Source organism: Flavisolibacter tropicus (genome assembly GCF_001644645.1).
Taxonomy (GTDB): Bacteria; Bacteroidota; Bacteroidia; order Chitinophagales; family Chitinophagaceae; genus Flavisolibacter; species Flavisolibacter tropicus.
The window spans coordinates 621,794-634,920 of record NZ_CP011390.1 but is presented as its reverse complement, the minus strand read 5'-3'; the positions used below and the strand labels follow the sequence as shown (position 1 = coordinate 634,920).

Here is a 13,127-nt window from a genome sequence, read left to right as displayed (position 1 = left end):
TACCTTTTAGCTACGCAGTAAAGTCTCTTTCTAAGAAAATACAGAACACCATTCTTCCACCTTTTGTTGCACTCATTGTCAAGACCGCTTCGGGAGTTCTTCGAGAATTGTTCGAGACTTCTTCGAAGCGCTTCGAAGAAGTCTCGAACAAAGTACGACGATGGGTAAAGCAATTCCTAAGTAAAAGGATTACCTGGCTCTAGATTAACATAGAAATTGCTGTTCTATAAGAATATATAGCTCAACAATTGGGGAAATAAGAAAAGTTTGATTTATATTTTGGGCCCAAAACCAAAAGCTGGATAGAATAGGAAGAATTGGGCATTTTTGACGGGGTAAAAAGAATGACTCTCAACCCCTATCTTTGCCGACTGTTAAAATTTTTAACTAATACATCGTTGTGAAATAGTCTGCGGGCTATTCCATGTGAATGAAAAAAACAAACTTAGCACATGAATTCGTACGTGTATCTCGTCCCTGTCATGGGTTTAATTGGACTTTTGTACACCTTGTGGAAATTTTCTTGGGTAAGTAAGCAAGATGCCGGTACCGACCGGATGAAAGAAATATCCACTTACATCGCTGAAGGCGCTATGGCCTTCTTGAGAGCAGAATGGAAGATCTTGACCTATTTCGGGTTGATCGTTGCCTTGTTGTTGGGTTTTATGGCCAGCCGTAATGAGCATTCTCATTGGTTGATTGCTGTAGCCTTTATTATTGGTGCTTTCTTCAGTGCATTGGCAGGTTATATTGGTATGCGTGCGGCTACAAAAGCTAACGTACGTACAGCACATGCAGCCCGTACATCTCTTTCTAAAGCCCTGAATGTATCCTTTACTGGTGGTGCCGTTATGGGTATGGGTGTTGCCGGTCTGGCAGTAATAGGTTTAGGTAGTTTATTCATTGTTTTATATCATTATTTCGCTGCAGGTACTGCTGCTAATTCTCCAGAAATGCTGAAAGCCATTGAGGTACTAACTGGTTTCTCTCTGGGTGCTGAAAGCATTGCTCTTTTTGCGCGTGTTGGTGGTGGTATTTATACAAAAGCTGCTGACGTAGGCGCTGACCTGGTAGGTAAAGTAGAAGCAGGTATCCCAGAAGATGATCCGCGTAACCCTGCTACTATTGCCGATAACGTAGGTGATAACGTAGGTGACGTGGCTGGTATGGGTGCTGACTTGTTTGGTTCTTATGTGGCTACCGTATTGGCAACCATCGTATTGGGACAAGAAACACTGTCAAGCGACAATTTTGAAGGTTTTGCTCCTATCCTATTACCGATGTTGATTGCAGGTGTAGGTATCCTGTTTTCTATAATTGGAACTGCCTTTGTTCGCATTTCTGAAAAAGCAGGTGTTAATACCTCTGCTGTACAGAATGCCTTAAATATGGGTAACTGGGGTTCTATTATCTTAACAGCTATAGCTTCTTACTTCCTGGTGAATTGGTTATTACCTGATACCATGACCTTACGTGGTTTCGAATTCACAAAGAATGGTGTTTTTGGTGCTATCATAGTAGGTCTAGTAGTTGGTACTTTAATGAGCATCATTACAGAATACTACACTGCAATGGGTAAGCGTCCGGTAAATTCTATCATACGCCAATCTGGAACTGGCCACGCTACCAACGTAATTGGTGGTTTGGCGGTAGGTATGGAATCTACTTTCCTTCCTATTCTGGTTTTAGCTGGTGGTATTTATGGTTCTTATTATTTCGCTGGTTTATATGGTGTGGCTATTGCTGCAGCTGGTATGATGGCAACTACTGCTATGCAGTTGGCCATTGATGCGTTTGGCCCTATTGCCGATAATGCTGGTGGTATTGCTGAGATGAGTGAATTACCTAAAGAAGTTCGTGAAAAAACAGATACACTGGATGCAGTAGGTAACACTACCGCTGCTACTGGTAAAGGTTTTGCTATTGCCTCTGCCGCTTTAACAGCTTTAGCTCTTTTTGCAGCTTTCGTAGGTGTTGCTGGTATCCGTGGTATCGATATCTACAAAGCTGATGTATTGGCTTCTCTGTTTATTGGAGGTATGATTCCATTTATCTTCTCTTCATTAGCCATCCGCGCTGTAGGTGAAGCTGCAATGGCCATGGTAGAGGAAGTTCGTCGCCAGTTCCGCGAAATTCCAGGTATCATGGAAGGTAAAGGCAAGCCTGAGTACGATAAGTGCGTGGCTATCTCTACAGAAGCATCTATCAAAAAGATGATGTTACCTGGCGCAATCGCTATCGTTGCTCCACTTATTATTGGTTTCTTGCTAGGCCCAGAAGCATTGGGTGGTTTCTTAGCAGGTGCTACAGTAAGCGGTGTTTTAATGGGTATGTTCCAGAACAACGCTGGTGGTGCATGGGATAATGCTAAGAAAAGCTTTGAAAAAGGTGTTGATATCAATGGTCAGAAATACTTTAAAGGATCAGATCCACATAAAGCATCTGTAACTGGTGATACTGTTGGTGATCCGTTTAAAGATACTTCTGGTCCTTCTATGAATATCTTGATCAAGTTGATGTCAATTGTGTCATTAGTTATCGCTCCTACATTGGCTGAAATGTTTCATACAAAAAATGTTGATGCTGAAGCAGCGAAAGTGCGCACAGAGCAGTCTACTGTTATGTCTTCTGCTAAGACAACAGGATTAAACACTATTCAATTGAAATAAAAAGCTTTGCTTTACTGTGAGAATTAAAAGTCCCGCCTCTGCTTGGCGGGCTTTTTCTTTATACATCTTACTCTTCTTATTCCTACTTTTTTAGCTGGTTATTGAGGTCTTAAAGAATAGATAATGCTTCTATTCCTTCAAAACTTCAATTAAATTTGGTTTTACTTGCTATATGCCTCCTGCCATTTTACTTTACGCCATTCCCGGTTTTATTCTTCTATTATCTATAGAAGCATGGTTTTCTTATAAAGAAAACAAGCATTTGTATGAAGTAAAAGATACGTTTGCCAGTTTAGGACTGGGAATAGGCAATGTATTAGTAGGCTTTCTTACCAAGGTCATGATCTTTGGTTTGTTCACCTTTATTTACAAGTTTCGGCTATTTGAGTTAAACGAAAAGGTATGGTGGTTTTGGCTATTACTCTTCCTGGCTGACGATTTTTCCTATTATTGGTTTCACCGGATTGCCCATTCTGTCAACTGGTTTTGGGCCTCTCATGTTGTACACCATTCCTCTGAAAGATATAACCTGGCGGCAGCTTTGCGACAAACCTGGACAGGCAATGCCACTGGTTCATTCTTATTTTGGGCATGGATGCCTCTCGTAGGCTTTCATCCTATATGGGTGTTATTTATGCAACAAATAAGTCTGATCTACCAATTTTGGATTCATACGGAAACGGTTAACAAACTTCCCCAGCCAATTGAGTTTTTATTCAACACGCCCTCCCATCATCGCGTACATCACGGGAGTGATCTAAAATACCTTGATAAGAATCATGCAGGTGTGTTAATCATCTGGGACCGCTTATTTGGCACCTTCCAAAAAGAAGAAGAACGTCCAACCTATGGACTTACAAAAAACATTCATTCTTTCAATCCTGCTGTTATTGCTTTTAAAACATGGGGAGAGTTGATTAAAAGTGCTAAAGACTGCCCATCCTGGAAAAACCGATTTCGTTATTTCTTTGAATCACCCGGATGGAGTCATGATAGCAGCACTCTGACAACGAAGCAATTACGCAATCAAACTGTCTCGTCGCAAGCAAATAAATCAACTACGAGCCTGCCAAGCGCCAAAGAAAGCGTTTAAATGCTGTTATAATCGCTCTTTTTCTATGAATTCTATTGCTATCGCCCTACCTTTGCGCCGAAAATTATAACAGTAATGAGCAATAGAACATTTACGATGATTAAGCCAGATGCCATGAAAAATGGTCACGCTGGTGCTATCCTGGATAAGATTATTAAATCGGGTTTCCGTGTTGTAGCTTTAAAACAAACTCGTTTAACTACGGAGAAAGCTGGTGAGTTTTATGCAGTGCATAAAGAGCGTCCTTTCTATGGTGAGCTAGTTGAATTTATGAGCAGCGGACTTATCATTGCAGCTATTTTAGAAAAAGAAAACGCTGTAGCTGATTTCAGAACGCTGATTGGTGCAACTGACCCAGCAAAAGCTGATGAAGGTACAATCCGTAAATTATTTGCTACTTCTCTTGGCGAGAATGCTGTACACGGTAGCGATAGCGATGAAAACGCACAAATTGAAGGTAACTTCTTCTTCTCCGGACTGGAGCAGTTCTAATACTAAAAACCCCGCTTCTTGCGGGGTTTTTCTTTATAATGTCTTTTCGTAGTTTTTGATCATTTTGTTTTCAACGGGTTCCACTTTATATCCTGCTTTGCGTAACAAGTTGATAACGCCTCTCTCTCCTGGTAAGTGACCAGCTCCTACAGCTACTACAATTGGACCATTGGGCATGATTAGGCTTAACTTCTGAGTCCAATCTTCATTACGCCTGTACAACATGATCTCTGTGAACTTTTCAACACCGGCATCTTCCTTTTCTGTTAATTCTTCAAGCAATTTGAGGTCTTGATTTCTATAGGCTTTGGTTAGTTCTTCAAACTCTTTATTATCATCCTTTTTTTCGTAGTTCTCAACGTAATTCAGTAGTTGTCTTGCTTGTATCCCATAAGGAATACTGTCGAAAATACTCATTTGAAAGGCCATCGTTTCCAACCCCTTTATTCCAACACCCTCATGTTTGGCTTCTTTCATTATAAGTTGCTCCATAGCCATGGGATGGCTACAATCAACAGAATTCTGCATGAGTGTGGAAGCCGCTAACATAGGCTTATAAGTCTCCAGCATGGAGAAAGGAATAAAACCCTTATTGGTTGTAAAAAAGGCTTTGACCTTTTCATACTCTTCTGGTTTCAGTAATTGAGCAAGAGTAGTATCACCACGCATTTTCATTTTACTCATCACACTTATTAACTCAAACATGTTATCCATGTCCAGTTCTAAGTAAACTTTATCAGCTTGCTTTATAGCGGACTTTAAACTGTCGCTAACAAATACATCATCGCCACACAGCATATGTATGGTACCGAATAAATAAGAAGGCGTTTTTAAATCTTTGCCGGAGATACGCCAAAGCAATGTATTGTTCTTATCAACGGTTTGAGAGAAACAGGACACGCAGAGTAATGTAGTAGTTACCCACAAAATCATCCGCTTCATGGTAAATTATTTAGGAGTAAATAAACATTTACATCAATAATTGGTGTAGCCAGGTGGAATGTAAAAGAGCCATGCCTGTATTTTAAAAACAATATCTCCAACTAATGATTTAAATATGCAATTCAATAGCTATGCCGGGTTGAATTCCTTGGCAACAAAGTAAAATTACAATTATAGCCTATAGATTACTATACCATTGCTTCAGAACCATACACTTGACCTTGGAATTTCAGGGATGGAGAGGGAATAAATTGCCCCAGATTTAATTGATCCCATTTTTGGTCTACAGATTTTATGGTACTCTCATCAGCAATAATGATGTTTGGCCAATCGCGTTGAAAGTTGTCAAACTCTTTCGTTTTGCGTGTACCATCCAATCCCATGCATGCAAACTGATGATCTGGCTGTATAAGCGATGCTCGTTGAACCAAGTTGTAATCTCTTTTAGGATCAAGGTTATTGCAAAAGCGCCAAAGAGCAATTCCCAAATCATTGGCATCAACAGTATGTTCAACATATAAGATCAACTTTATACCTTCTACTTCTTTATGCTCACAGATAGCCTGGTGTAACTCGCGTACATGCCCTTTCCGGTTCTTTTCTAAGGCAACCATTAATACAGGAATATCTTTCTTTAATAAAGAGACATTCAATGAACTGATCTCCGAAAACCTTTCCTTAAGGATATTCAAATCAGCAGATTGAATTTTCAAATCAAAAGTTTCATCCTTTTCTTCATCGTGTTTAAAGGTACCGTCAATACACATTTTACCTCCAAAGCCTAACTTGCTACAGCTATGATCCAATACATCCATTGGGCCTTGTGAAAAATAGAAATCGGTTGCTGGATTTAAATTCTTAAATACATAACGTGTCAACGCTTCGTAATCCTGGATCTTCACACCTTCATCAGCTATGACTAAGATCTTATTAAACATCATTTGCCCAGCACCCCACATCGCGTTCATCACCTTTTGACCTTGTCCGGCATATTCCTTTTTAATTTGTGCAATAACTAGGTTATGGAATACGCCTTCTACTGGCATATCCATATCCAAGATCTCAGGAACCATTGTCATCTTCATTGGAGCCAGGAAAATGCGTTCAGTGGCTTTTCCTAACCATGCATCTTCCTGTGGCGGAATACCAACAATGGTAGCTGGATAAACAGCATTTTTCTTGTGCGTGATACAGGTAATATGAAAACGAGGATACCAATCAGGTAAAGAGTAATAGCCTGTATGATCGCCGAATGGGCCCTCCCATATCAACTCATCATTAGGATCTACATATCCTTCTATAACAAAGTCAGCGTCAGCAGGCACTTCTATTTCAGGTTGCGTAATGCATTTAACTAACTCCACTTTCTTCTTGCGTAAGAAGCCAGCCAACATGTACTCGTCAACATTTTCAGGCAACGGTGCTGTTGCGGAATAAGCATAGGCAGGATCTCCACCAAGCGCTACGGCTACGGGCATCTTCTTACCTAACTTTTTATATTCGTTGAAATGCTTGGCAGATACCTTATGCTTATGCCAATGCATACCGGTTAGTGTTGGTCCAAATACCTGCATACGATACATGCCTACGTTACGGGCATTTGTATTTGGATCTTTGGTATTAATAATTGGTAAGGTTACAAACGGCCCACCGTCTTTTGGCCAGCAAGTAATAACGGGGAGCTTTGTGATATCGGGATTATCCTTTATAATTACTTCCTGGCATTCTCCTTTACCTGCTTTCACTTTCGGCATCCAGGAAGCGAATTGCCCTAGTTTAGGCAATAGCTTTAGCTTATCCAGTATACTTTCTTTAGGAGAAGCAAGTAACTGAAATAAATGTTCAATGTCTTCAGCTACTTCATCTAAATGCTTTACGCCCAAAGCCAGGCACATACGCTTCTCACTACCATACGCATTCATGAGTACAGGAAAGTCATAACCTGTATTTTCAAAAAGAAGCGCCTTTCCCCCTCCGGGTGTTTTGCTAATGCGATCAGTAATTTCTGCGATCTCTAAGTGAGGGTCAACAAATGCTTTGATACGCACTAATTCCCCTTCCTGCTCTAATACTTGAATAAACTGCTGAAGATTTTTGTAAGCCATGCGGTTGCAAAGGTAACAACCAAAGAGAAGCTATGGTCTAACAACCGGGCAACCTAAACCTTTTTTATTACCACCGCCCATAAAGCCATCACCTCCACCCAGGCGGTAGGTTAAATGCAGGCCAGTGAAATAATAAACATCATGTTCCTTTGAACCGCCTCTCTGTGCGCCTTTAGCTGGGTAAGTTGTATTTCCTCCAGGTAATTCACCAGCCCTGTAAGCTAATTCCACAGCTTTTGCGCCTTTGGCGGCTAAAAGATCAGCTGCATCTGCATAGTTAGTGCTCACGTCATCCAAATAATCGGTAAAGGTTTTGCGGAATCCTACTTCTAACCCGATACGTACACGATCAGATAATGCATATTTAATACCTCCACCAAAAGGAATAGCAAACTGCGTCAAGCTATATGGCTTGCTTCCAGGATATTGATCAAGCCCCTGACCTTCAGTGCTAAGGGGTTTTAAAAAGTATTTTGTATTAGTAGTATCATAGGTGTAAGGGTTGAATTTAAATACAGCCAATCCACCAAAAATATAGGGCGTCCAGCGGATACTGTTAAGGTTAAATACATTAAACTCCCCTAACAGGCTGAACTCCGTTATTTTTGATTCAAAGCTTAAGTTACGCGCCTTTAAATAATCCTTTGAAATATATTTATCACTACCGGCAATCTTGGCAAAGGTTAGTCCAGCTCTTAAACTAACACGATCTGATATATCGTACATTCCTGTTAGACCAATTGCAGGCTTGGTCAATTTCCCTATATAATATTTATCTATCAGGTCTCCTTGGTAATTACTAATGCCACCAAATAATCCAACATGAAAAGATTGAGAGAAGGCGAATTGAGTAAGAAGTAAAAAGCAAAGGGTATGTACGATGCGCATGATGCGTTTTACGCACACGTTAACAAATTTTAGGCCATTTCATTAAACATTCAAAAAACTGAAGGGCACCGAGTATAATTATTTTCTTTTCTTCCATTGAAAATAGAAGAAAGCAAATAATTGGTTTTTGAAAGGTTTACTTCAACTGATAAACCAATGTAATAGTACCAGTCCATTTCTTTAGGAGTACCGCGTTGTTCACCGTGAGCTGGATAAGGAATATTGCTGTTTAATTCATCGCCTCTAAATGCCAACTCTACTGCTTTTGTTCCTCTGGCAGCCAGTAGTTTATCCTTATCTACATAACTGTCGCTCACATCGTCTAAATAATCAGTAAATGTTTTCCGTTGCCCTGTCTCCAGACTAACCGTTAGGCCTTCTCCAACCAGGAAATGTACGCCTCCTCCAAAACCTAATGCCATTTGGGTTAACTTATATGGTTTACGATCCGGAAAGTCACTTATTCCCTGGCCCTCTGTGCTTAAAGGCTTCAGGTAAATCTTATTGCCCGTTTGATCATATGCATATGGATCAAAATGAAAAGCAGCTATTCCTCCATAACCATATGGTGTCCAACGCGAACGCTGGATATCTAAAATTGCTAATTCAAGATTTAAAAAGGCTTCTTTGATATTAGTTTGAAAACTTAAGTTGCGTACCTGCAAATAATCACGATTGTATTTATCTGCTGCTGTGATCAGCCCAATACCAATACCCGTTTTAACAGCTATTCTATTGTTTAGATTTTTACGAATCCAGGCTTGACTTAAAAACTGAGAACGTTCAAAGGAAAAACTATTGGGTTGCAGATCTCCCTGATAGTTAACAAGGCCTCCCAAAAGACCTACATGCCAGCCTTTATCAACGTCTTGTGCAATTAGCTGATGGCTAATAAAAGAAAGAAATAATACAGTAATGTATTTCACAAAGGGTTCGGCGTTAGGGTAAAATACTTATAACGCTTTAATGCGGGCTTTGGTATGTGAAGTTGGAAATTTTATATCAGCCCTGTTTTCTCAAGGTTTCAAAAAGAAAAAGCTCCTTAAAGAGGAGCTTTTTCTTTTTGATAAAGACCAGCATATTCTATCCCTAAACCCGGAGATGCTGAAGTAAATACAGTACCATCTGAATTATAGGTTAAACCTGTAGCAATATCTTCTTCTAATAATAAAGGTCCATCTACATCTACATAATCAATCAAAGGCATTAAGTGTGCTATAGCAGCTGAACCTAAAGTAGATTCGTTCATACTACCTACCATTACTTTCATATTCAGCTCACGCGCTCTATCGATCATTCGCAGTGCAGGCGTAATACCGCTACATTTTGTCAATTTTATATTGATACCATGAAAATGGTTCAGGCATTTGTCAACATCCTGCTCAAACACACAGCTTTCATCTGCAACAAGTGGTAAAGGTGATTTTTCAAACAATAACTTCATTCCCTCCCAGTCATCTTTCGCCAAAGGTTGTTCAATAAACTCAACACCTAAATCCTTAAAGGCATTTATCTTTTCTAGTGCTTCATCAGCCTTCCAGGCAGCATTAGCATCTATGCGAAAAGTAGCATCGGTATGTTTTCGTAAAGCCTCAATGATCGCAATATCATTGGCGGTACCTAATTTTATCTTATAAATAGGCCAGGGCTTTTCCTGCATTTTAGATACCATCTTATCAATCGTATCAATCCCAATAGTATAATCCGTAACTGGAGATTTAGGGTGTGCAGGTTTCCAAAACTCTTTTAAGGGCTTACCTCTCATTTTACCCCATAAATCCCATCCTGCAATGTCTAACGCACATACTAAAAAAGGATTATTAGGAAATAAATGATGTAAGTAGTGCCAATAGCGCTCTGGATCAGTAAAAGCAAACTTCTCTACCATCAGCTTTTTAAACTCCAGATGCTGCGCCATTTTTTCTACCGTAACATCATAATACGTAATGGCAGGTGCTTCACCATAGCCTTTCCAGCCCATATGCTCTAGTTCAACTACAATAGAGGGCTGATGTGTCTTTGTGCCTTTTGATATCCCAAAAGGATGTTTGAATTTAAGATTATACGTTTTATAGGATACTTTCATTTTTATCTGTTGCTATGGATGATGTAGTCTCTCAGTTCTTCGTTAAAGGTAGTTTCTTTTATTAGTTGCTCTAATGGAATATGCATGCGATAACGCCAGTAATGTTTAGGGTTAGCAGGATTATTAATCCGTTCTTCATCAGGATTATCACGACGCAGGGTTTCATTGATTCCAAACAGATCCTGTAATTGGAAAATAGACCACATAGCAGGAGAATACAGATGCTGTAAAATAATAGCTCTGCTTACCCACGCTTCACACTGAGCAGGCGCCTCACCAGGTGACTCTAAGATCGTATTAAAAAAGCGTTGCGTTCTTATTGAATCCTCTTCCCACCAACTCCTGACAGTACTCATATCGTGGGTAGATGGCGTAATTACAGATAAATAAGGTGCATCGCTTGGATGGAAGAACTCCGTTGCAGGATTTTTGGGCATCCGCTGGATTTCTAAACTTAGAATTCCCAAGTTTTGCATAACCTGTGGTACAGAATGCGGTACCATACCTAAATCTTCACCACAAATAAGCATATCTGTAGCTTCTTTTAAAGCAGGAAGCTTACCCATAGCTTCATGCTTCCAGAATTCATCCTGGCGATGATAGAAGTAATCGATATATAGCTCTTTTAGCTTTGCTCTTGTTTGCTCATCCAAGTGCTGGAAGGAGGTAATATTATCTATTGAAATACGGAAGTGTAACGCTTTACGATTTGATCCAGGTTCTTCAAAGAAAAGCACATTGGTAACTAAATCAAATAGCCCATTCTTAAGTAGGTTATTGTCCGAAGTTTCTTCTAATCCAGAGAAGTAATCTTCAATTTTTTTCTGGTTATCAAAACCTTCCTTCAAATTATAACGTCCATTTTCATTTGGCTGAAGAAACTGCGTTTTTACGGTTTCAGCCAACTCTCCAAAAATCTGATCAAGTACTGCATCCGTGATGTAAGGCTTGCAATACCGCTCGTAGTCAAACCAAATACCTTTTTCTCCCAACTCGGTTACCATTACTGGTAAGGCTGGAACAAAGCGGCCTAAAATGCCTTCAACTGCATCTAATGGAATACTCCAAATACGGAAAAAGCCAAGAATGTGATCAATACGGAACGCATCGAAGTAGTTACTCATTTGATGGAAGCGTTGGCGCCACCATTCAAAGTTGTCCTCCTGCATGCGTTTCCAATTATAGGTTGGGAAACCCCAGTTTTGCCCTTTCACTGCAAAATCATCAGGAGGAGCACCTGCCTGATTTTCCATATGATAAAGCTCAGGTGCTACCCAGGCATCAACACCATATCTATAAATACCAATAGGAATATCACCTTTTAGCGCTAACCCTTTTTTATGTGCGTACGAAGCCGCATCTTTTAATTGAAGATGTAAATGATATTGTACAAAATACCAGAAACGGATTTCTTTAGACGACTTGTTCTTTGGTGAAGCTAATTTTTCAACCTCTTCCGCATTGTAGACAGAATGTGATTTCCATTTATTGAAATCCGAGGTACCCCACTTATCACGCAATAAGCAAAACGCAGCATAGGACTTCAACCAACTGGCATTTTCCCCAAAAAAATCTTTGAATTCTTTCTCTTGTAGGAAAGCGTTCTCATCTAATGTGTACAATTCTCGTAAAGCCTGCATTTTATAATGCATAACTTCCTCATAGTCAACTTCAGGTAAGCTATTTAACTGCTTTTGTTTTTTTAGAGCAGATTTTAAAGCACTCGCAAAACGTTTTCCCGCGACCTTACTTAAGTTAATATAGATAGGATGAAGGGCAAACGCAGAAATAGCTGCATATGGATAACTGTCCTGCCAGGTCATAGTGGCAGAAGTATCATTAACAGGTAGCAGCTGAATCAGTTTAAAGCCTGTATTTGAAGCCCAATCAGCTAATAACTTAATATCTGAAAATTCGCCAACGCCATAACTATTATTACTACGTAGGCTGAAGACAGGAATGGCTATACCAGCACCTTTCCAGGTATTATTGGGTAATTGCGTGAACCCATCGTGAAGGATTGTTAACCGATTTGTACAATCAGCTATATGAATGGTGCGATTCTCACCTTCTTCAAAATGAACAAAGATTCCTTGCTTCGTATCAAAAACACCATATTTATAAACAACCGGAAAAGCCGAATCTGAAAGGTTGACCGCTGTGGTCCACCAGTCGCCATTTTTTTCAAGAATAATAGGTGCTTCTGTCTGCCAATTATTTAGGGGCTCTGTGTTACCTAACAAACAAATCACTTCATTAGGCTGTAACAGCGGTGCTTTTACATTAAAAAAATGGGTAGCTCCTTTTGCCTTTTTAGGTTTATAGTTCTGTTTTTGCGTAAAGAAAACCTCTTTAAATGGTGCTGTATAAAAGGCATTTTCAAATGATCCTGCATGATTCCAGGTATCTATAAGAACAATATGTTTCTGATTGATTGTCTCCAGATCGATTTGCCGGAATTTTTCCTCTTCCTTTATTACTTCGCCATTATCAGTAGTAAAAACATACTGGTAGTGCAGTTTCGTCAGCAAAGCAGGGTCAAGATCAATGGAAGCATGCCAAAATTCTTCATTTAGAAACTCCATTGGTAACGCCTGGGTAACATCTTGATTACCCAATACAGGTAAGTTGCCTGTAATAGCAAGCGATTCACCGAATTTCGTACGAAACCGTATGTAAAAATCGATCTTCATTCGTTTGGAATTATGCAATCGTTTGGATGATGAGCTCTTGTGTACTAAAAACACAATAGAAGGCGAAAATAAGAAACGTTATGTACAAGTGTAAGAAAAGAAATCCAATAGTTTAGAGAGATTTATTTTGACTTTTCTCCCCTACTTTTGCAAAAACTT

The 13,127-nt window shown here is 39.7% G+C and carries 9 protein-coding genes; 3 read left to right on the top strand and 6 right to left on the bottom strand.

Annotation, left to right across the window (positions count from 1 at the left end; translation table 11 throughout):
* The first annotated feature begins 452 nt into the window (after nt 1–452).
* From SY85_RS02565 to SY85_RS02555, 3 genes are all read left to right on the top strand, one after another.
* The gene (locus tag SY85_RS02565) at nt 453–2,669 is read left to right on the top strand and encodes a sodium-translocating pyrophosphatase (protein WP_066401661.1); all 2,217 of its coding nucleotides are present in this window, start codon (nt 453–455) and stop codon (nt 2,667–2,669) included.
* Between the two features lie 172 nt (nt 2,670–2,841).
* A complete protein-coding gene (locus tag SY85_RS02560) occupies nt 2,842–3,762 on the top strand; it encodes a sterol desaturase family protein (RefSeq protein WP_066401660.1) in 921 nt (306 codons plus the stop codon).
* Between the two features lie 75 nt (nt 3,763–3,837).
* A complete protein-coding gene (locus SY85_RS02555; RefSeq protein WP_066401659.1) occupies nt 3,838–4,254 on the top strand; it encodes a nucleoside-diphosphate kinase in 417 nt (138 codons plus the stop codon).
* 33 nt (nt 4,255–4,287) lie between these two features.
* On the opposite strand, the gene SY85_RS02550 is transcribed toward SY85_RS02555, so the two are convergent.
* From SY85_RS02550 to SY85_RS02525, 6 genes are all read right to left on the bottom strand, one after another.
* Nucleotides 4,288–5,196 carry a TraB/GumN family protein gene (locus tag SY85_RS02550; protein WP_066401658.1) on the bottom strand — a complete coding sequence of 303 codons (909 nt, stop codon included), beginning with the start codon at nt 5,194–5,196 and terminating at the stop codon, nt 4,288–4,290.
* Nucleotides 5,197–5,384: 188 nt separating this feature from the next.
* Nucleotides 5,385–7,301: a menaquinone biosynthesis decarboxylase gene (locus tag SY85_RS02545; RefSeq protein ID WP_066401657.1), complete on the bottom strand. Its 1,917-nt coding sequence runs from the start codon at nt 7,299–7,301 to the stop codon at nt 5,385–5,387.
* Nucleotides 7,302–7,331: 30 nt separating this feature from the next.
* Nucleotides 7,332–8,189, bottom strand: a complete 858-nt coding sequence (gene porG / locus SY85_RS02540; RefSeq protein ID WP_066401656.1) for a type IX secretion system protein PorG — start codon at nt 8,187–8,189, stop codon at nt 7,332–7,334.
* A gap of 50 nt (nt 8,190–8,239) precedes the next feature.
* Nucleotides 8,240–9,115, bottom strand: coding sequence for a DUF6089 family protein (locus SY85_RS02535; RefSeq protein ID WP_066401655.1), 876 nt, complete (start codon nt 9,113–9,115; stop codon nt 8,240–8,242).
* 116 nt (nt 9,116–9,231) lie between these two features.
* Nucleotides 9,232–10,275 (bottom strand): dipeptide epimerase, encoded by a 1,044-nt coding sequence (locus SY85_RS02530; RefSeq protein ID WP_066401654.1) that lies wholly within the window; start codon nt 10,273–10,275, stop codon nt 9,232–9,234.
* Between the two features lie 2 nt (nt 10,276–10,277).
* Nucleotides 10,278–12,968 carry a 4-alpha-glucanotransferase gene (locus SY85_RS02525; RefSeq protein WP_066401653.1) on the bottom strand — a complete coding sequence of 897 codons (2,691 nt, stop codon included), beginning with the start codon at nt 12,966–12,968 and terminating at the stop codon, nt 10,278–10,280.
* Between the last annotated feature and the right edge of the window lie 159 nt (nt 12,969–13,127).